The sequence below is a fragment of the Geodermatophilus sp. SYSU D00705 genome (assembly GCF_054050135.1).
This window is the reverse complement of sequence record NZ_JBJGYT010000027.1, coordinates 41,629-61,662: the sequence shown is the minus strand read 5'-3', so window position 1 is coordinate 61,662 and position 20,034 is coordinate 41,629. Positions and strand designations below refer to the sequence as shown.

Genomic DNA, 20,034 nt, shown 5'->3' with positions numbered 1-20,034 from the left:
CCCCCACTGCGACCCCGCCCCCCCCCCCACCCACCCCAACCCCCCCCCCCACCCCCCCCGCCCCCCGCCCCCGCCGGGCGGCGCGGGCCCCGCGTCAGGGCCCCCGACGACCGCTGGAGGAGTCGTGCCCGAGCAACCGGTGTGGCAGGCCCTGACCGCCGCCCGCGGGCTGTGGGGCTGGGGCGACGACGACGGCATCGTCCCGTGGACCGCCGAGGACGGCCGCGACGTCGTCCCCCTGTGGGCCTCGGCGGAGGAGGCCACGGCCGCGGCCGGCGCCGAGGGCGACCCCGGTGAGGCGCCGGTGTTCCTCGACCTGGACACCCTGCTCGCCGAGATCCCCGGCTGGCTGGACGCCGGGATCGCCGCCGCCGTGCTCTCCGCGGGTGGCGACGGGCACCGCGTGCCCCTCACCGAGCTGACCGAGCGGCTGCTGCGCCTGCAGGTCGACGGCCCGGCCTGACGCCTCAGCCGCGCAGCGCCGGACGGCGGCCCCACCTCGGCCGCGGCAACCGGACCGGCAGCTCCCGCGCGCTCCGGGCCAGGGACGGCGGCCAGAGCACCGCGCGCAGCCGGGTCCGGGGTGCGGCTCCGGCCAGCAGCCCGTGCCGGGCGGTGGCCAGCGCCGCCGCCAGCTCCGTCCCCGCCGCGGGGGCGCTGCCCGGGCGCGCGTAGCTGGCCGCCTCCTCCGCGCGGGCCAGCCGGGTGACCGCGTCGGCCGCGGCCTGCGCGCCTCCGTGCCGGCCGCCCGGGCGGTGCGTCCCGCCGCCGCGCTCGCCGATCGCCGCGATCAGCTGCTCGGCCACCTGCCGGGGGGTCCGGGCGGGGTCGCCCTCCAGTCCGACGTCCAGCGCGGTCGCCGACAGCTCGTCCCACAGCGCGGCGGCGCTGCCGTCGGACAGCCGGCGCCGCCGCTGCAGCGCCCGCAGCCCGGCCGGGACCGCGACCAGGGCCGCCGCACCGAGCACGCCGGCGGCGCCCAGCAGCACCGGGCGCAGCCAGTCGTTCGACTCCGGCGCGGCCTGCGGCGCCGGCAGCTGCTGCGGCACCGGCTCCAGCTGCGGCGTGGGGGTGACCGGCCCGGGCAGGGGGACGACGGGGGCGTCGGCGCGGTCGTCGGCCTCCTGGTCCTGCACCCGCGGGGACCACGGCAGGTCCACCGCCCGGTCGACGTCGATCGGGGTGGGGTCGAAGGGGATCCAGCCCAGGTCGTCGAAGTAGACCTCGACCCAGGCGTGCGCGTCGTCGCTGGTGACCACCCGGCTGCCGTCGGGCTGCACGGTGCCCGGCGTGTACCCGAGCACCACCCGCGCCGGCACCCCGGCCGCCCGGACCAGCGCCGCCATCGCCCCCGCGTACTGCTCGCAGTAGCCCCGCTTGAGGCGCAGGAAGTCGGCGAGGTCGTCGCCGCTGGTGCCGGGGGCGGTGGACAGGGAGTACTCGAAGCCGTTCGCCGGGTCGGTGAAGTGCCCGTAGATGGCCCGGACCCGCTCGTAGGGGCTGGTCAGGCCCTCGGTCAGCGAGGCGACCAGGTCGGTGACCGCCGGGTCCATCGGGGGCAGCGCGGTGTAGCGCTGGATCAGCGGGAGGTCCGGCGCCGGCGGCTCCGCGGCGGCCAGCTCCTCGGGGGCGGGGCGCGGCTCGACCGCGGCCACCGACCAGGTGCGCCCCTCGGTGGTCACGTCGCGGCCGAAGACGGCAGCGGTGCCCGGGTCGAACCGCCACTGCTGGGCGTCGGTGACCGAGACCGAGAGGGGGGAGTAGAGCAGCGGCAGGTAGACGTCCTCGTGCCCGAGGGCGGTGACCAGCGCGTCGACCGGGCGGCCGTCCCGCCGTCCGGGCAGGGGGGCCAGCTCGCTGTCGTCGGCCACCGCCGTCTCGCCGTCCAGGTTGCCCACCGACCAGCCGTCCTCGGCGTCGTAGACCTCCAGCGCGACCACGCGCAGGTAGCCGGGGTCGTCGACCGAGGCCTGCACGCGCAGCAGGTCGATCGGCTCGTCGAGGGTCAGCTGGCCCTGCAGGGCGGCGGCCGGGTCGAGCGCCGTCCCGGTCGACCCGCCCGGGCCCCGGCCGATCCCGCCGGCGAAGGTGCCCTCGGTGAGGGTCGGCACCACCGCGCCGACGACCAGCCCCAGCAGCACCGCGATCGTGCCGGTGCGCAGCGCGGTCAGCGTGCCGGTGCCCAGCAGCGGCCGGTGCCCCCCGGCGGGCCGGTGCCGCAGCCGGCGGTGCTGGTCGGCCCACAGCAGCAGGGCCAGCCCGGCCGCGGGCGCGGCCACCGGCAGCGCGCCGATCGTGCCGGTCACCGTGCTCACCGGCACGCAGATCAGCACCAGCAGCCCGAGCCCGGCCAGCGCCGGCTGCCGCCCGCCGACGGCGACGAGGTCCACGACCACCGCGACGAACCCGACCATCAGCGTGGTCAGCGCCAGCAGGCCGGTCAGGGGCAGCGCCGGTGTCGCCTGCTCCTGGATCTCGGCCGAGCCGTCGGCGAGCACCGACAGGAGGTCCGCGACGCTCGCGCGGGTCGGCAGCCACCCGCCGGCGGCCTGGGCGGGGGCGAACACCGCGGTGACCAGGCAGCCGAGCAGCGCCAGCTGGCCCAGCGGCACCAGCGGCACGCCGAGAGCGGCCCAGCGCACGGACACGGGGCGGCCCGGCGCGAGCGACGTCCACAGCGCCGCGCCGGCGCCGCGCAGGAGCAGCCCGCCGGCCGTGACGACGGCGACGGCGGCCAGCACCGGCGGCAGCCACGAGCGGTCGGTGAAGACGGGGACGAGCGCGAGCGTGCCCAGGGCGGTGGCGACGGCGGCGGCGAGCGCCGTGCCGGCCTCGGCCAGCGCGATGCGGGAGCCGGGGCCGGTCACGCCGGCACCCCGCGCAGCCCGGCCGCGGCGGTGCCGGGGCGGCCGAGCTGGGACCACACCGCGGCCACGGAGTCCCCGGAGGCGGCGACGGCGACCCGCCAGCCGCCGGCGCGCAGCAGGCGCGCGGCCGCCTCGCGCTGGCGGGCCAGCTCGTCGCGGGCGGCGCCGGTGGCCGCCCGGCGGCCGCGGGTGAGCTCGGTGCCGGCCCAGCTGCCGATGTCGGCCAGCACGGCGAGGTCGGTGCCGGGGCCGGAGCGGGCGCGCACCAGCTCCGCGGCGTCCTCGGGCCCGACCGCGCCCAGCAGGGCGATGACCGGGCCGTCACCGGCCGCGCGGGTGAGCAGGTCCAGGCCCGGCCCCAGCGCCGACAGCCGGGACGGCGAGACCGCGGCCAGCCGGTCCAGCAGCTCGCCGGCGCCCAGGCCGTCGGCGTGCTCGGCGGGCGCCAGCTCGACCGCGTCGGTGACCACCCGCAGGGTGGCGCCCCGGCCGAGCAGCTCGGTGCCGATGCTGGCGGCGGCCTCGACCAGCCACTCCAGGCTGTCCGGCGCGGGCGCGTCGCTCCCGGCGGTGGCGGCGGCGCGGTCGGCCGCGTGCCCCCGGGCCAGCACGTGCGCGCGGGCGCGGGTGTCGAGCAGCAGGGTGGCCTGCGCCCGCCACGGGCGCTCCTCCAGGCGCACCATCAGCTCGCCGGTGCGCGCGGTGGCCCGCCAGTGCACCTTCCGCAGGTCGTCGCCGTGCCGGTACGGGCGGGTGCTGACGTCGTCCTCGCCGTGGACGGCGATGGCGCGGCGGGCGCCGGCGTCGCCACCGCCGTGGCCGCCGGACGGGCCGCCCGGGCCCAGGGCCACCACCCGCGGCACGACGACGAGGGGGGCGCTGTCGGCGCCGGCGACGCTGCGCAGCACCAGGCCGAACGGGTCGACCAGCCGCAGCTTCAGCGGGCCGAGCCGGTAGCGGCCGCGGCGGCCGCCGTGCACCCGGTACCGCAGGGTGGCGGTCTCCCCGCCGGGCAGCCGGTCGACGACGAACTCCGGGGTGGCGCCCAGCTCGGCCGGGACGGTCTCGGCCATCAGCCACAGCCCGCCGGTGCCCCGGCCGGCGTTGGTGACCTCCAGGCCCACCTCGGCGTCCCCGCCGCGGGGCACGCGGGCCGGGGTCACCGTGCGGCGGGAGGCCACCCGGAACCGGCGCCGGGCCACGGTGGCCGCCGACAGCAGCGGCAGGGCCAGCACGAAGACGGCCACCTGGACCAGCGGACGCTCGCCCAGCAGGACGCCGAGCAGCAGGAGCGTGAGACCCGCGGCGACCAGGCAGCGCCCGCGGAGGGTGAGCGTGGCGAGGGCGGTCGCCACCGGTCCGCGCACGGTCAGCGCCCGCGCGGCACCGGGACGGTCGCCAGCAGGTCGCTCACCACCTGCTCGCCGCTGCGCCGGGCCGCCGCGGCGTCGGCGGTCAGCAGCAGCCGGTGGGCGAGCACCGGGACGGCCACGGTCTGGACGTCGTCGGGCAGGACGTGCTCGCGCCCGGCCAGCGCCGCGGCCGCCCGCGCCGTCCGCAGCAGCTGCAGGCCCGCGCGGGGGGAGGCGCCCAGGCGCAGGTCGGGGGAGCGGCGGGTGGCCTCCACCAGGGACACCACGTACCGGCGGACGGCCTCGGAGACGTGCAACCGCCCGACCGCGGCGACCAGCGCCCGCACCAGCGCGGCGTCGGCGACCGGCGTGAGGCTGGCGAGCGGGTCGGTGGTGACCAGGTCGTCGAGCATGGCCAGCTCCGCCTCGCGGTCGGGGTAGCCCATCGACACCCGCGCGGTGAACCGGTCCCGCTGCGCCTCGGGGAGGGGGTAGGTGCCCTCCATCTCGATCGGGTTCTGGGTGGCCATCACGAGGAAGGGGCGGGCCAGCTCGTAGCTGACGCCGTCCACGGTGACCTGCCGCTCCTCCATGCACTCCAGCAGGGCCGACTGCGTCTTCGGCGAGGCGCGGTTGATCTCGTCGGCGACGACGATGTTGGCGAACACCGCGCCGGGCTTGAACTCGAACTCCCGGCTCTCCTGGTCGTAGATCGCCACGCCGGTGACGTCGCTGGGCAGCAGGTCCGGGGTGAACTGGATCCGGCGCACGCTCGCGTCGATCGAGGCGGCCATCGCCTTGGCCAGCGTCGTCTTGCCCACGCCGGGCACGTCCTCGACCAGCAGGTGTCCCTCGGCCAGCAGCACCACGAGCGCCAGGTGGACGACGTCGGGCTTGCCGTGCACGACACGGGCCATGTTGGCGGCGATGCGGGCGCCCTCGGCCGCGACGTCGATCGAGGACTCCGTGCCGTCAGCGGTGCGGGTCACCTCGGTCACGTTCCCCAAGGTACGTGCGCGTGGGGACACCGGGGCGGTCGCCGGACGCCGGACCGGTGGTTTCCCCAACTTTCGGGGTCGTGGTGGGCGGGCGCCCCACGGCGACCGTGCGCGACGACCTGCCGGGGGAGGCCGCGCCCCACCCCGCCCCACCGTGCGCCCCACCCCGCCCCACCGGGGTCCGGGACCCCCGCGGACGGCGCCCTGACCAGCGGGAGCAGCGGTGGGGGAGGCCGGTCACGACATGGTGTCGAGTGGTGTTTGGTGGGGCCCAGTGGGTTACTGTGTGGCCCGGTGGGGAGGCAGGGCCCGCTCCGGGGTCCTCCCAGAGCGAGTGGAGGACCTGTGGGGGAGGTGATCCGGTGTTCGTCGGCAGCTATCCGCTGCGGCTCGACGAGAAGGGCCGGCTCGCACTCCCCGTCCGGTTCCGCGAGCAGGTGGCCGGCGGCATGGTGATCAAGAAGGGGCAGGAGCGCTGCATCTACGGCCTCACGATGTCCCGGGTCGCCGAGCAGAGCGCCGCGGCCGCCGCCATGGCGCCCTCCGACACCGCCGCCGCCCGCATGCGGGCCCGCATGAGCTTCGGGTCGATGGTGGAGGTGGAGCCCGACAAGACCGGGCGCATCACCATCCCGGCCAACCTGCGTGAGTACGCCGGTCTCGACCGCGACGTCGTCGTGGTGGGTGTCGACACCCGCTTCGAGATCTGGGACGCCGCCACCTGGGACGCCTACGTCGCGGAGCAGGAGGCGATCTACGCCGACATGGAGAGCGAGGGGATGCCCACCCTCTCCTGACCCGACGTCTCGTCCCTCCGATCCTCCGGGCCCCACCCCGACCGAGCCGACTTCCCCGCGGCTCGACCGGCCGGCCCGAGCCGCCTTCCCCGCGGCTCGGTCCGACGCGGCACGGAGGAGCAGCTCCGCCCCCCTGGGCGCGTGGCCGGCGCGGCTCCCCAGCCGCGGACCGGCACGGGCCCTCCCCGTCCCCGCGGGGCACCACCTGGCGTACTTCCCCGGCGCCAGGCGGGCCCCGCGGGGGGCGGGCCGGCCGGAGCCGCCCCACCGCGCCCCACCGGCCCCACGCCGCCCCACCCTCCACCCGACTCGGTCTCGAAACGCCCGCCGCGCTCCACCCGCCGACCACCGCCCCGCGTCACCATGGACGGGCCCCCGGGCCCCGCGCCCACCCGACCCGTTCAAGGAGCAGTCGACGATGAGCAGCACGGGTTCCGCCGCGGCGCCGGGCCCGTCCCGGCCCGCGGTGCACGTCTCCGTCCTGCTCGACCGGGTCAGCGAGCTGCTCGGCCCCGCCTGCGCCGCCCAGGGCGCCGTCCTCGTCGACGCCACCCTGGGCCTGGCCGGGCACTCCCTGGCGCTGCTGCGGGCCCACCCCGCGCTGCGCCTGGTGGGCCTGGACCGCGACCCCGACGCCCGCGCCGAGGCCGCCCGCCGGATCGAGGCGGCCGGCTGCAGCGACCGCGTCACCCTCGTGCCCGCCGTCTTCGACGAGCTGCCCGACGTGCTCGACCGGCTGGGCATCGAGGAGGTGCAGGCGGTGCTGTTCGACCTCGGCGTCTCCTCCCTGCAGCTGGACCGGCCCGACCGCGGCTTCAGCTACGCCGCCGACGCCCCCCTCGACATGCGCATGGACCCCGCCGCGCCGCGCACCGCCGCCGACGTGGTCAACACCTACTCCGTCGCCGACCTCACCCGCGTCCTGCGGGTCTACGGCGAGGAGCGCTTCGCCTCCCGGATCGCCCGGGCCATCGAGCGCGAGCGGGCGCGCGAGCCGTTCACGCGCACCGGGCGGCTGGCCGAGCTGGTGCGCGAGTCCATCCCCGCCGCCACCCGCCGCACCGGCGGGCACCCGGCCAAGCGGACGTTCCAGGCGCTGCGCATCGAGGTCAACGACGAGCTCGGCGTCCTCGAGCGGGCCCTGCCCGCCGCGATCGAGGCCCTCGCCGTGGGCGGGCGCATCGCCGTCATCACCTTCCACTCCCTCGAGGACCGGATCGTGAAGCAGACCCTCGCCGCCGGCGCCACGGACCGCACGCCGCCGGAGCTGCCGGTGCCGCTGCCCGAGCACGGCCCCATCCTCCGGCTGCTCACCCGCGGCGGCGAGGCGCCGTCGGCGGAGGAGACCGAGGTCAACCCCCGTGCCGCCTCCGCGCGCGTGCGGGCCGCCGAGCGCATCCGGCGGGCGGCGTGAGCTCCGCTGCACGCGCCGGGGGGATGCCGCCGGAGCCCCGTCCGCCGCGCGCCGGGACGCCCCGCGCCGGGACGCCGCCCGAGCCGCGGGCGGCCCGGGGCGCTGCGGCTCCCCGGCGCACACCACCGACACCGGAGCGCGCACCCCGGACGCCGGCCCGCGCCCCGCAGGCCCCGGCGACGGGGGATCGCGTCGCCGCCCCGGCTGCTCGCGGGCGCGCCGCGGCCGCCGACGGCACGGCCGCGGCCCGGCCGGCTGCCCGCACGGGAACGCCGGCCCCGGCCCGGCCGGTGCGCGCCCACACCGCGCCGGTGCGGGTCGGCTCGCTGCGGGCCCGCCCGCCCCGCGCGCAGGCTCCCGGCCCCGTGCCGAGGCCCGCGCCGGCGCCCGCCGCGCCCCGGTCCCGGCGGGTCGTGCTGACCACCCGCCGCGCGCCGTTCGTGCTGCTGGTGGTGGGCATGCTCGTGGCCACCACCCTGGGGCTGCTCATCCTCAACACGGCCATCGCGGTCAACTCGCTCAAGGCCACCCAGCTGGCCGCGGCGAACGCCGACCGTGAGCAGGAGGTGGAGCGCCTCGAGCAGCAGGTGGTCGCCGGCGGCACCTCCGCCGCGCTGGCCGCGGCCGCCACCGCCGCGGGCCTGGTGCCCGCCGGCCCGGCCGGCTACCTCGTGATCGGGGAGGACGGCACGGTCACCCTGCGGGGCGAGGCCGTGCCTGCCGAGGACCCGGCCGCGGCTCCCGAGCCCGGTGCGGGGGGCTGACCGTGCCCACCCCACCCCGGCCGCCCGCGCCCGGCCGGCGCACCGGCGACCGCCTCCCGGCCCGCGGCGGGTCCGGTGCCTTCGCGCCCCGCCGCCCGCCGGGCAGCCGCCGCGTCGCCGCCGGACTCCGGCCCGGCACCCGCCGGCTCACCATCGGCCTGGTGCTCGTCGTCGTCCCGCTGCTGGTCGTGATGGGCAAGCTCGTGCTCCTGCAGGGCGTGGACGGCGGCGACTACGCCGCGGCCGCCACGCAGGACCGGCTGCGCAGCTACCCGATCGCCGCCCTGCGCGGGCAGGTCCTCGACCGGGACGGCAACCCGCTGGCCTACACAGTCGAGGCCTCCCGCGTGGTCGCCGACCCGACCGTCGTCGCCGACCCCGCGCGCACCGCGCTGGCGCTCACCACGCTGCTCGACGTCCCCGTCTCCGAGCTCACCGACCTGCTCTCCCGCGACAGCCGCTACGTCGTGCTCGCCGGCCAGGTCTCCCCGGAGACCGTCGACGCCATCGACGAGCTCGGGCTCGGCGGGATCTTCTTCGAGGACGACCCGGTGCGGCTCTACCCGGCCGGCTCCGTCGCCGGGCAGGTCGTCGGCTTCGTCGGCCGCGAGGGCGGCGGTCTGGCCGGCATCGAGCACACCTTCGACGACGACCTCGCCGGCAGCGACGGCGAGCGGCGGGTCGAGGTGGGCTCCGGCGGGCACCCGATCCCCTCGGGCATCGACGAGTCGACCCCGGCCACCGACGGCGAGACGGTGCAGCTGACCCTCGACACCGACCTGCAGTTCGTCATGGAGCAGCGGCTCGCCGAGGCCTGCCAGGACGGCGCCACCACCCGCGCCTCGGCCGTCGTGCTCGACGTCCACACCGGCGAGGTCGCCGCCATGGGCTCCTGCCCGGGCTACGACCCGGGCGCGGCCTCCGGGACCGACCCGGAGCTGCTGGGCAACCCGGTGGTGTCCGGCGTCTTCGAGCCCGGCTCGGTGATGAAGGCGGTCACCCTCGCCGCCGCCGTCGAGGAGGGCGTGGCGGAACCGGACACCGTCCTCACCGTCAACGGGCACATCCAGGCCGGGGACGCCGTGGTCACCGACGCCCACGACCACGCCCCGATCGACTGGACGGTCACCGGCATCCTCGCCAAGTCCAGCAACGTGGGCACGATCATGCTGGCCCGCGAGGTGGGCGACGCGAAGCTCGAGCAGTACCTGCGGGCCTTCGGCGTCGGCAGCCGGACCGGCATCGAGCTGCCCGGTGAGAGCGCCGGCATCCTCCAGGACTCCGCCGACTGGGAGGACAGCCGCGCGGCCAACATCGCGATCGGCCAGGGCGTCTCGGTGACCACGCTGCAGATGGCGTCGGTCTACCAGGCGATCGCCAACGACGGCGTGCGGATCGAGCCGCGGGTGGTCGAGTCCGTCGGCGGGACGGCGACCCCGGCCCCGGAGTCCGCGCGCGTGGTCAGCGAGTCCACCGCCGACCAGATGGCCTACATGCTCGAGGCCGTCGTCGGCCCGGGTGGCACCGCGCCGCTGGCGGAGGTCGACGGCTTCCGGGTCGCGGGCAAGACCGGCACCGCCCAGCGGGCCAACCCCGAGTGCAACTGCTACGCCGGCGGTGGCTACGTGACCACCTTCGTCGGGTTCGCCCCGGCCGACGACCCGCAGTACGTCGTCGCCGTCGACCTGGAGCGCCCGACCAGCTCGGCCGAGGGCGGTCAGGTGGCCGCCCCCGTGTTCGCCGACATCATGCGGCAGGCGCTCACCGCGGACGGCATCGTGCCCTCCGGCACACCCCGCCCAGAGTTCGACCTCACGGGCTCGGACTGAAGGCCGAACCCCCTCCGCATCCTCGGGGCGGTCCCCGGGCCGGGGCCTGCCCGCCGGTAGATTGGAGCCCCGTGACCCCGACCGCGGACGGGTCGGCCGCCCGCCCGGCGGGCACCGCCCCGCCGAACCCCTCCCCGACACTCGGCGACCTCGCCGACCTGATCGGCGCGCCCGTGCAGGGCGACGCCGCGACGCCGGTCACCGGCGTCACGCTGGCCTCCGGGGAGGTCGGCCCGGGCGACCTCTACGCGGCCCTCCCCGGCGCCCGCACCCACGGCGCCCGCTTCGCCGCCGACGCCGCCGCCCGCGGCGCGGCCGCCGTCCTCACCGACCCCACCGGCCGCGAGCAGGCCGGCGCCACGGGGCTGCCGGTCTGCGTCGTCGAGGACCCCCGCGCCGTGCTGGGCGCCGTCGCCGCCCGGGTCTACGGGGAGCCCGGCCGGCGGCTGCAGGTCGTCGGGATCACCGGCACCAACGGCAAGACGACGACCAGCTACCTGGTCGAGGCCGGCCTGGCCGCCGCCGGCCGGGGGACCGGCCTGATCGGCACGGTGGAGACCCGCACCCGCGGCCGGGCCGACGACGGCACCCCGACGGTCACCACCCTGCCCAGCGTCCGGACGACGCCCGAGGCGCCCGCCCTGCACGCGCTGCTGGCCCGCATGGCCGACTCCGGCGTGCAGACGGTGGTCATGGAGGTGTCCAGCCACGCACTGGTGCTCGGCCGGGTCGGGGGCGTGCCGTTCGCCGCGGCCGGCTTCACCAACCTGGGCCGCGACCACCTGGACTTCCACGCCGACCTCGAGGACTACTTCCTCGCCAAGGCCCGCCTGTTCGACGGCCGCGCCGCGGTCGAGGTGGTCGACGTCGACGACCCGTACGGCCGGCGGCTGACCGGCATGCTGGAGGGCCGCCGGGCGGTCACCGTGTCCGGCCGCGGCACCCCCGCCGACTGGACGGCGACCGACGTCACCGTCGCTTCTGACGGTGGCTCCGCGTTCACCCTCACCGGCCCCGGCGGGCGCACCTGGCCGGCCCGGGTGCGGCTGCCGGGGGCGTTCAACGTCGCCAACGCCGTCCTGGCCGTGGCCCTGCTCGACGCCGTCGGCGTCCCTGTCGAGGCGGCGCTGACCGGGCTGGCCGAGACCGTGGTCCCCGGGCGCATGGAGCCGGTGGACGCCGGCCAGCCCTTCGTCGCCGTCGTCGACTACGCCCACACCCCGGACGCCGTCGCGACCGCGCTGTCGGCGCTGCGCGCGGCCACCGCCGGCCGGGTGGTCACGGTGCTCGGCTGCGGCGGTGACCGCGACCCGGGCAAACGGGCGGCCATGGGCGAGGCCGCCGCGCGGGGCAGCGACCTGCTCGTCGTCACCGACGACAACCCGCGCTCGGAGGACCCCGCCGCCATCCGGGCCGCCATGCTCGCCGGCGTCCCCGCCGACCGCCGCGCCGACGTCCTGGAGATCGGCGACCGGCGCGCGGCGATCGCCGAGGCCGTGGCCCGCGCCCGGCCCGGGGACGCCGTCCTCGTGGCCGGCAAGGGCCACGAGACCGGCCAGGAGGTGGCCGGCACCCTGCACCCGTTCGACGACCGCGCCGTGCTGCGCGAGGCCCTCACCCGGGCCGGAGTGGAGCCTCCCACATGACCGAGCTCGCGAGGTCATGCGAGTACACAGCATCCCGGAGCACGGGGACGACGAGCGCCGGCGAGGAGACCCCGTGATCCCCTTGAGCCTGGCCGAGGTGGCCGCTGCGGTCGACGGCCTGCTGACCCCGGACGCCGCTGCCGGCACCGTCAGGGGGAAGGTCACCGTCGACTCCCGTGCCGTCGCGCCGGGCGACCTGTTCGTCGCCGTGCCGGGGGAGCGGGTGGACGGCGCCGACTTCCTGGGCGCCGCCGCCGCCGCCGGCGCCGTGGCGGCGCTGACCACCCGGCCCGACGCCGCGCTGCCCTGCGTGGTCGTCGACGAGCCGGTCGCCGCGCTGGGCCGGCTGGCCGCCGCCGTCCACGCCCGGCTGGTGGCCGGTGGCCTGACGACGCTGGCGATCACCGGCTCCTCGGGCAAGACCTCCACCAAGGACCTGCTGGGCCAGGTCCTCGCCGGCGCCGGCCCGACGGTCAGCCCGCCGGGGTCCTACAACAACGACATCGGCCTGCCGCTGACCGTCCTCGACGCCGACGGCGCCACCCGGTTCCTGGTGCTGGAGATGGGCGCGCGCGGGGCAGGGCACATCGCCCGGCTGTGCGGCGTGGCCCGCCCGCACATCGGCGTCGTCCTCAACGTCGGCTCGGCCCACCTCGGCGAGTTCGGCTCGCCGGAGGGGATCGCCGCGGCCAAGGGCGAGCTGGTCGAGGCCCTGCCGGCCGAGGGCACCGCCGTCCTCAACGCTGACGACCCCCGCGTGCTCGGGATGGCGCCCCGCACCCGGGCGACGGTGGTCACCACCGGCCTCGCCGACGGCGCCGACGTCCGCGCCGAGGACGTCGCCCTCGACGAGAGCGGCCGGGCCGGGTTCACCCTGGTCGCCGGCGGCGCGCGGCAGCCGGTCCGGCTGCAGGTCGTCGGCGTCCACCAGGTGGCCAACGCGCTGTCGGCCGCCGCCGCCGCGCTCGCCGCCGGCATGACGCCCGCCGACGTCGCCGCCGGCCTGTCGGCGGCCGGCGCGCGCAGCCGGTGGCGGATGGAGGTCACCCGGCGCGCGGACGGCGTCACCGTGGTCAACGACGCCTACAACGCCAACCCCGAGTCGATGCGCGCCGCCCTGGCCGCGCTCGCCGGGCTGGCCGGGCAGCGGCGGATCGCCGTCCTCGGCGCGATGGCCGAGCTCGGCCCGGGGGCGGCGGCCGAGCACGAGCGGCTGGGCCGGGACGCCGTGGCCGGTGGGGTGGACCTGGTCGTGGCCGTGGGACCCGATGCGGTAGGGATAGCCCAGGGCGCGTCCCGGGCCGGAGCGCGCGAGGGGGACGGTGCGGTGCACGTGCCCGACCGGGCGGCTGCCCGGCAACTGCTGACGGAGGTGCTGGTGCCCGGTGACGTCGTGCTGGTGAAGGCCAGCCGGTCCTACGGGCTCGAGGTGCTCGCCGCCGACCTGCTCGACACCGGGGCAGGCGCGTGAAGTCCGTCCTCATCGCCGCCGCGTTCGGCCTCGTGATCTCCATCCTCGCCACCCCGGTGGCGGTGCACCTGTTCCGGCGCAAGGGCTTCGGCCAGGAGATCCGCGACGACGGCCCCGAGAGCCACCTGTCGAAGAAGGGCACGCCCACGATGGGCGGCACCGTCATCGTCGGGGCGACCGTCGGCGGCTACTTCATCGCCCACCTGTTCCTCGTCAACCAGCCCGGCCGCGGCGTCACCGCCAGCGGGCTGCTCGTGCTGTTCCTCATGGTCGGCCTCGGCACCGTCGGGTTCCTCGACGACTACCTGAAGATCCGGTACCGCCGGAGCCTGGGGCTCAACAAGACCGCCAAGCTGGTCGGGCAGCTGGTCATCGGGGTGGCCTTCGCGGTGCTCGCGGTCAACTTCCCCGACACCGCCGGCACCACCCCGGCCTCGACGTTCGTCTCCTACGTCCGCGACATCGCGCCGCTGGCCCTGGGCCCGATCCTGTTCGTGATCCTGGCGTACCTGTTCATCGCCGGGTTCTCCAACGCGGTGAACCTCACCGACGGCCTCGACGGGCTGGCCGCGGGCTGCTCGGCGATGGTGTGCGGCGCCTACACGATCATCTCGTTCTGGCAGTTCACCCACGACTGCACGACGGCGGTGATCGACGGCTGCTACACGGTGCGGGACCCGCTCGACGTCACCCTGGTCGCGGCCGCCGGCATGGGCGCCTGCCTGGGCTTCCTGTGGTGGAACACCAGCCCGGCGCGGATCTTCATGGGCGACACCGGGTCGCTGGCCCTCGGCGGGCTGCTGGCGGGGCTGGCGATCGTCACCCGCACCCAGCTGCTGCTCGTCGTCCTCGGGGGGCTGTTCGTCGCGGTCACCCTGTCGGTGGTCATCCAGGTGGCCTTCTTCCGGGCCACCCGGCGGCGGGTGTTCCGCATGGCGCCGCTGCACCACCACTTCGAGCTGGCCGGGTGGGCGGAGAACACGGTCATCGTCCGCTTCTGGCTGGTCACCGGGATGGCGGTCGCCTTCGGGTTGGGCCTGTTCTACGCCGACTGGCTCTCCATCACCGGCCTGTGACGGAGGACCGCCCTTCCCCCCACGCCTCGCGAGCTCGGCGGGGACCGCTGAGGGGTGGCCGTTCCAGCACCTCACCGATGCGACACGCCCCGCCGGTGTCCCGGACGGCGGGCCCCACCGGTCACGATGGCCGGATGGAGTCCACCGGCGTCCGTCCCGCGCCCGGCGCGCCGCGGACCGCGGGAGCCACCCGGGGCGCCGCCCGGCGCCGCCTCCGCGGTCCGGCCTGGCTCGACGGCCCCATGACCAGCTGCCACCTCGTTGTGGGCGCGGCCGGCATGCTGCTGGCCATCGGCCTGGTCATGGTCTTCTCCGCCTCGGCGATCGAGGCCGCACTCAACGACCAGCCGGCCTGGCGCCCCGGCGTCGACCAGCTGGTGTTCGCCGTCATCGGGCTCGGCGCCCTGGCCGTGGCGCTGCGGCTGCCCGCGGGGCTGATCCGCCGCTGGGCACCGCTGGCGCTGGTCGGCTCCGCCGTCCTCCTGCTGGCGGTGTTCGTCCCCGGCCTCGGGATGGAGCTCAACGGCTCCCGGGCCTGGCTGGACCTCGGCGTCACCCAGTTCCAGCCCTCGGAGCTGGCCAAGCTCGTCTTCGCGCTGTGGGGCGCGCACATGCTCGCCGTCCGCGACCGCTACCTGACGGTGAAGACGCTGCTGGTGCCGCTGCTACCGGTGTTCGGCGTCCTGTCGCTCCTGCTGTACCTGGAGCCGGACTTCGGCGGGGTGGTCAGCCTCGGCCTGGTGCTCGTCGGCCTGCTGTGGGGCGGCGGCATGCCGCTGCGCTTCTTCGCCTGGGGCGCCGGCGCCGCCGCGCTCGGCATCTGGGTCATGGTCAAGGCCGCGCCCTACCGGATGGAGCGGATCACCGCCTTCCTCGACCCCTTCGCCGACCCCACCGACTCCGGCTTCCAGGCCATCCGCGGCTTCTACGCGCTGGCCACCGGGGGCCTGTGGGGGGTCGGGCTCGGCAACAGCGCCATGAAGTGGAACCTGCTGCCCGAGGCCGAGTCGGACTACATCTTCGCGATCATCGGCGAGGAGCTCGGGTTCCTCGGCTGCCTGGTCGTGGTGACCCTCTACGGGGTGCTCGCCTACGCCGGCTTCCGGATCGCCCGCCGCTCGGCCGACCGCTTCGTGCAGCTGGCCAGCGTCGCCATCACCGTGTGGCTGGTCGGGCAGGCCGCCATGAACATGGGCTACGTGGTCGGCCTGCTGCCGGTCACCGGTGTCACCCTGCCGCTGGTCTCGGCCGGCGGCACCTCCCTGGTCCTCACCCTGTTCATCGTCGGGCTGCTGATCCGCTTCGCCCGCAGCGAGCCCGAGGCCATCGAGCACCAGCGCCGCCGCACCCCGGGGCGGCTGACCCGGCTGCTCCTGCCGGTGCCCGAGCACGCCGTCGAGCCGGTCCGCCCGCGCCGCCGTCCCCGGGCGGAGCCTCCGGACCGGGGCTCCGGCCGGGCCGAGGAGCGACCGGCCCGCGGGCCCGCCGTCTCCGGCAGCCGCACGGTGGCCCGCGTCGTCCCCGGCAGGGAGCGCGCCGCGGGCCCGCGCGAGCGGCGGGTGCCCGACCCCCGCGGCCGCGGCCAGGACGCCCGCCGGCAGCCGCCGCCGCGCGCCCGGTCCACCTCTCCCGACTCGCCCCGGAGGCCCCGATGACCACGAGCGTCGTCCTCGCCGGCGGCGGCACCGGCGGCCACATCGAGCCGATGCTGGCCCTCGCCGACGCCCTGCGCCGCCGCGGCGTCCCCGACGGAGACCTGCGGATCACCTGCCTCGGCACCGCCCGCGGCATGGAGACCCGGCTGGTCCCCGCCCGCGGCTACGACCTGCGGCTGATCCCGCCGGTGCCGCTGCCGCGCAAGCCCACCGTCGACCTGCTGCGGGTGCCCGGCCGGGTGCGCTCGTCGGTGACCGAGACCCGGGCGCTGCTGCGGGAGCTCGACGCCGACGTCGTCGTCGGCTTCGGCGGCTACGTGGCACTGCCCGCCTACCTCGCGGCGCGCCGGCAGCGGGTGCCGGTCGTGGTGCACGAGCAGAACGCGCTGCCGGGCCTGGCCAACCGGGTCGGCGCCCGCCTGGCCGCCCGCGTTGCGGTCACCGCGCCGGGTACGCCGCTGCGCGGCGCCGAGCACGTCGGCATGCCCCTGCGGACGGCGATCAGCACGCTGGACCGGCCCGCCCGCCGCGCCGAGGCCCGCAGCACCTTCGGCCTGGACGCCGACCGGCCCACGCTGCTGGTCTTCGGCGGCTCACAGGGCGCGGGATCGCTCAACCGCGCGGCGGTCGGCGCCGCCGACGCGCTCACCGCCGCCGGGGTGCAGGTGCTGCACGCCCGCGGGCCCAGGAACACCGACGTGTCCGTGCCCGCCCGGCCGGCGGGCGGCGCGCCCTACGTCGTCGTCGACTACCTGGACCGGATGGACCTCGCCTACGCCGCCGCCGACCTGGCGCTGTGCCGCTCCGGCGCGGTGACCGTCGCGGAGCTGTCCGCGGTCGGGCTGCCCGCGGCGTTCGTGCCGCTGCCCATCGGCAACGGCGAGCAGCGGCGCAACGCGCTGCCGGTGGTGGAGGCCGGGGGAGGACTGCTGGTGGACGACGCCGCCCTGTCGCCGTCCTGGATCGAGGAGAACGTGGTGCCCCTGGTCACCGACCCGGCCGCGCTGGCCGGATACGCCGAGCACGCCGCGGCCGCCGGCTCCCGGGACGCCGACGAACGGCTGGCCGACATCGTGCTGGAGGTGGCGGGGCAGTGAGCGCCGCAGCGGTGGCCGCCTGGAACGAGCCGGTGCCCTCGCTGGCCGAGCTCGGTGCGGTGCACTTCGTCGGCATCGGCGGGGCGGGCATGAGCGGGATCGCGCGGATCCTGCTCGCCCGGGGCGTCCCCGTCTCCGGCAGCGACCGCCGCGACACCCCGACCCTGCTGGCCCTGCGCGCCCTGGGCGCCCGGGTGGAGCTCGGTCACGACGCGGCCCACCTCGGGGACGCCGACACCGTCGTCGTCTCCACCGCGATCCGCGAGGACAACCCGGAGCTCGCCGCCGCCCGGTCCCGCGGCCTGCGGGTGCTGCCCCGGGCGGTCGCCCTCGCCGCGGTCATGGCCGGCAAGCGCAGCGTCGCCGTCGCCGGCACGCACGGGAAGACCTCGACCACCTCGATGCTCACCGTCGCGGTGCAGGCCTGCGGCGTGGACCCCTCCTTCGCCATCGGCGGGGACCTCAACGAGTCCGGCAGCAACGCGCACGCCGGCGAGGGCGACGTCTTCGTCGCCGAGGCCGACGAGAGCGACCGCTCGTTCCTGCTGCTCGGCCCGCACGGGGCGATCGTCACCAACGTCGAGGCCGACCACCTGGACAACTACGGCGACCTCGCGGCGGTCGAGGCCGCGTTCGACCGGTTCCTGGGCACCGTCGACCCCGCCGGCTTCGTCGTCCTGTGCGCCGACGACCCGGGCTCGGCCCGCCTGCGCGGCGTGCCCACCCCCGCTCGGGTGCGCACCTACGGCACCGCGGCGGACGCCGACCTGCGGCTGCTGGACGTCGAGGTCGGCCCGGACGCCACCGCGTGGACGGCGGTCCTCGACGGCGAGGTGCTGGGCCGGGTGCAGATCCGGGTCCCCGGCGAGCACATGGCCCGCAACAGCGCCGCGGCCCTGCTGGCCGGCCTCGAGCTGGGGCTGCCCGCCGACGGGCTCGTGGCCGGCCTCGGCCGCTTCGGCGGCGTTCACCGCCGGTTCGAGCTCAAGGGCGTCGTCGGCGGGGTGCGGGTCTACGACGACTACGCCCACCACCCGACCGAGGTCGGGGCGCAGCTGCGCGCGGCCCGCGCCGTGGCGGGCTCCGGCCGGGTCGTGGTCGCCTTCCAGCCGCACCTGTACAGCCGCACCCGGGAGTTCGCCACCGGCTTCGGCGCGGCCCTCGGCCTGGCCGACGAGGTGGTGGTGATGGACGTCTACGGCGCCCGGGAGGACCCGGTGCCCGGCATCACCGGCGCGATGGTCGCCGACGCCGTCCCCCTGCCGGCCGGACAGGTGCAGTTCGAGCCGTCGTGGTCGGCGGCGGCCCCGGCGCTGGCCGAGCGGGCCCGGCCCGGTGACCTGGTGATCACCATGGGCGCCGGGAACGTCTCCATGGTCGGGCCCGAGGTGCTCGAGGTGCTGCGGACGCGGTCGGGCGCCGCGCTCGACGAGCCGGCGGGCCCGGGCAGGTGAGCCGTTCGGGGACGACCACCCGGGACCGCTCCCGCGGCTCCGGGCCCGCTCCCGAGTCCGGACGCCGCACCGGCACCTCCGCCGTCCGCCGGCGCCGGGACAGCCCTCGCGACCGTCGCCGCCGGCTGCTGGTGCGCGCGGGCCTGGCCGTGGCGGCGCTCGCGTTGCTGGCCTGGGTGGGGTGGGGGAGCCCGGTGCTCGCCGTCTCGACCGTGCAGGTCGACGGCGCGGGCACGCTCACGGCCGAGGAGGTCGTCGAGGTCGCCGGCATCGCCGAGGGCACGCCGCTGCTGCGGGTGGACGTCGACGCGGCCGAGGCGCGGGTGGCCCGGCTGCCCCAGGTCGCGTCGGTCGAGGTGACCCGCGGGTGGCCGCGCAGCGTCGTGATCACGGTGGTGGAGCGGGTGCCGGTCGCGGTGGTCGACCAGGCCGGCACCCGGAGCCTCGTCGACCGTGACGGGGTGCTCTTCGACACGGTCACCGGCGTGCCGCCGGCCGGCGTGGTGCCGCTCGACGTGACGGCCCCGGGACCCGGCGACCGGGCCACCCGGGCCGCGCTGGCCGCGCTGGTCGCCCTGCCGCGCGAGGTCCGGACCGACGTCGCGGCGGCCTCGGCCACCACCGCGGAGGACGTCACGCTCACGCTGGCCGACGGCACCACGGTGCTGTGGGGGAGCGCCGAGCACGCCGGGGAGAAGGCCGACGTGCTCGTCGCCCTGCTGGACCAGCTGGGGTCCGGCGCGCTCGAGCCGGCCGGCACCATCGACGTGAGCGCGCCGTCCGCGGTGGTCCTCCGCTGACGCGCGGACCAGGCTGGGCCGGTGACCTCCTCGCCGATCAGCCGGTTCCCCGTCCCCACCCCTGACCAGCTCGCCCCCGAACTGCGGGAGCGCTACGCCGACGTCGAGGAGCGGTCGGGCTTCCTGCCCAACGTCTTCGGCGCGCTGGCCTGGCGTCCGGCCGAGGCGGCGGCGTTCTTCGCGCTCCACGACGCGCTGATGGACAAGGAGACCCCTGGCCTGTCCAAGGCCGACCGCGAGCTGATCGTGGTGGCGACCAGCGCGGCCAACGACTGCCTCTACTGCGTCGTCGCGCACGGGGCCATCGCCCGCATCCGGGCCCGCGACCCGCACATCGCCGACCAGGTCGCGGTCGACTGGCGCAAGGCGCCGCTGTCGCCGCGGGTGCACGCGGTGCTGGAGGTCGCCGTCCGCCTCGCGGTGGACCCGGCGGCGGTGACGGCGGCGGACCTGGAGCGCCTGGGCGGGCACGGCCTCACCGAGGACGACGTCTGGGACGTCGGCGCGATCGTGTCGCTCTTCGCACTGTCCAACCGGATCGCGCACTGGGCGGCGATCCCGCCGAACGAGGAGTTCTACCTCCTGGGCCGGCTGCCGCGGCAGTGAGCGCCCGCTCGCGGACCGGGTGGCGTCGCTGCCGGACGGCGCTGGTCAGCGGGCCGGGCGACACGCGCGGGGACGCGACACGCCCGACGCGCCAGATCACTTTCACGGGTTCCCGGTCGTCGGCGTGTCCGTGGCCTTGACCTGCACATGAGACGTTCCTGGCGCGGGTCGTCACTCTCAGTGGTGTCCATGTGACCAGTGGGTCGGC

The 20,034-nt window shown here is 77.3% G+C and carries 16 protein-coding genes; 13 read left to right on the top strand and 3 right to left on the bottom strand.

Annotation, left to right across the window (positions count from 1 at the left end; genetic code table 11):
* Positions 1-124: 124 nt before the first annotated feature.
* A complete protein-coding gene (locus ACI78Q_RS18320) occupies positions 125-463 on the top strand; it encodes a DUF2750 domain-containing protein (RefSeq protein ID WP_456924866.1) in 339 nt (112 codons plus the stop codon).
* A 4-nt stretch (positions 464-467) separates the two neighbouring features.
* Here ACI78Q_RS18320 and ACI78Q_RS18315 read toward each other — a convergent pair whose 3' ends face one another.
* The 3 genes from ACI78Q_RS18315 to ACI78Q_RS18305 are packed head-to-tail and all read right to left on the bottom strand — an operon-like array spanning position 468 to position 5,217.
* Positions 468-2,867 (bottom strand): transglutaminase family protein, encoded by a 2,400-nt coding sequence (locus tag ACI78Q_RS18315; RefSeq protein WP_456924865.1) that lies wholly within the window; start codon positions 2,865-2,867, stop codon positions 468-470.
* Positions 2,864-4,222 carry a DUF58 domain-containing protein gene (locus ACI78Q_RS18310; RefSeq protein WP_456924864.1) on the bottom strand — a complete coding sequence of 453 codons (1,359 nt, stop codon included), beginning with the start codon at positions 4,220-4,222 and terminating at the stop codon, positions 2,864-2,866. Before ACI78Q_RS18310 ends, ACI78Q_RS18315 begins: the two co-directional genes overlap by 4 nt.
* Before the next feature lie 14 nt (positions 4,223-4,236).
* A complete protein-coding gene (locus ACI78Q_RS18305) occupies positions 4,237-5,217 on the bottom strand; it encodes an AAA family ATPase (protein ID WP_456924863.1) in 981 nt (326 codons plus the stop codon).
* 362 nt (positions 5,218-5,579) lie between these two features.
* Between ACI78Q_RS18305 and mraZ the strand changes: the two genes are divergently transcribed.
* From mraZ to ACI78Q_RS18245, 12 genes are all read left to right on the top strand, one after another.
* Positions 5,580-6,014 carry a division/cell wall cluster transcriptional repressor MraZ gene (gene mraZ / locus ACI78Q_RS18300; protein WP_448619832.1) on the top strand — a complete coding sequence of 145 codons (435 nt, stop codon included), beginning with the start codon at positions 5,580-5,582 and terminating at the stop codon, positions 6,012-6,014.
* A gap of 418 nt (positions 6,015-6,432) precedes the next feature.
* The gene (gene rsmH, locus ACI78Q_RS18295) at positions 6,433-7,428 is read left to right on the top strand and encodes a 16S rRNA (cytosine(1402)-N(4))-methyltransferase RsmH (protein WP_456924862.1); all 996 of its coding nucleotides are present in this window, start codon (positions 6,433-6,435) and stop codon (positions 7,426-7,428) included.
* Between the two features lie 365 nt (positions 7,429-7,793).
* Positions 7,794-8,192, top strand: coding sequence for a hypothetical protein (locus tag ACI78Q_RS18290; protein WP_456924861.1), 399 nt, complete (start codon positions 7,794-7,796; stop codon positions 8,190-8,192).
* A gap of 2 nt (positions 8,193-8,194) precedes the next feature.
* Complete coding sequence (locus ACI78Q_RS18285) at positions 8,195-10,021, top strand: peptidoglycan D,D-transpeptidase FtsI family protein (protein WP_456924860.1); 1,827 nt, start codon at positions 8,195-8,197, stop codon at positions 10,019-10,021.
* 71 nt (positions 10,022-10,092) lie between these two features.
* Positions 10,093-11,667 (top strand): UDP-N-acetylmuramoyl-L-alanyl-D-glutamate--2,6-diaminopimelate ligase, encoded by a 1,575-nt coding sequence (locus tag ACI78Q_RS18280; protein ID WP_456924859.1) that lies wholly within the window; start codon positions 10,093-10,095, stop codon positions 11,665-11,667.
* A gap of 73 nt (positions 11,668-11,740) precedes the next feature.
* The gene (locus tag ACI78Q_RS18275; RefSeq protein WP_456924858.1) at positions 11,741-13,138 is read left to right on the top strand and encodes a UDP-N-acetylmuramoyl-tripeptide--D-alanyl-D-alanine ligase; all 1,398 of its coding nucleotides are present in this window, start codon (positions 11,741-11,743) and stop codon (positions 13,136-13,138) included.
* Positions 13,135-14,214 (top strand): phospho-N-acetylmuramoyl-pentapeptide-transferase, encoded by a 1,080-nt coding sequence (gene mraY / locus ACI78Q_RS18270; protein WP_456924857.1) that lies wholly within the window; start codon positions 13,135-13,137, stop codon positions 14,212-14,214. Before ACI78Q_RS18275 ends, mraY begins: the two co-directional genes overlap by 4 nt.
* 134 nt (positions 14,215-14,348) lie before the next feature.
* Positions 14,349-15,869, top strand: a complete 1,521-nt coding sequence (gene ftsW, locus ACI78Q_RS18265; protein WP_456924856.1) for a putative lipid II flippase FtsW — start codon at positions 14,349-14,351, stop codon at positions 15,867-15,869.
* Positions 15,866-16,966 carry an undecaprenyldiphospho-muramoylpentapeptide beta-N-acetylglucosaminyltransferase gene (murG, locus tag ACI78Q_RS18260; RefSeq protein ID WP_456924855.1) on the top strand — a complete coding sequence of 367 codons (1,101 nt, stop codon included), beginning with the start codon at positions 15,866-15,868 and terminating at the stop codon, positions 16,964-16,966. Before ftsW ends, murG begins: the two co-directional genes overlap by 4 nt.
* On the top strand, positions 16,963-18,420 hold the full coding sequence (gene murC, locus ACI78Q_RS18255; RefSeq protein WP_456924854.1) for a UDP-N-acetylmuramate--L-alanine ligase: 1,458 nt from the start codon (positions 16,963-16,965) through the stop codon (positions 18,418-18,420). Before murG ends, murC begins: the two co-directional genes overlap by 4 nt.
* Entirely contained in the window at positions 18,417-19,220 is an 804-nt protein-coding gene (locus tag ACI78Q_RS18250) for a cell division protein FtsQ/DivIB (RefSeq protein ID WP_456924853.1), read from the top strand. The genes murC and ACI78Q_RS18250 overlap by 4 nt, the downstream gene beginning before the upstream one ends.
* A 21-nt stretch (positions 19,221-19,241) precedes the next feature.
* Positions 19,242-19,826 carry a peroxidase-related enzyme gene (locus ACI78Q_RS18245; protein ID WP_456924852.1) on the top strand — a complete coding sequence of 195 codons (585 nt, stop codon included), beginning with the start codon at positions 19,242-19,244 and terminating at the stop codon, positions 19,824-19,826.
* The last annotated feature ends 208 nt before the right edge of the window (positions 19,827-20,034 follow it).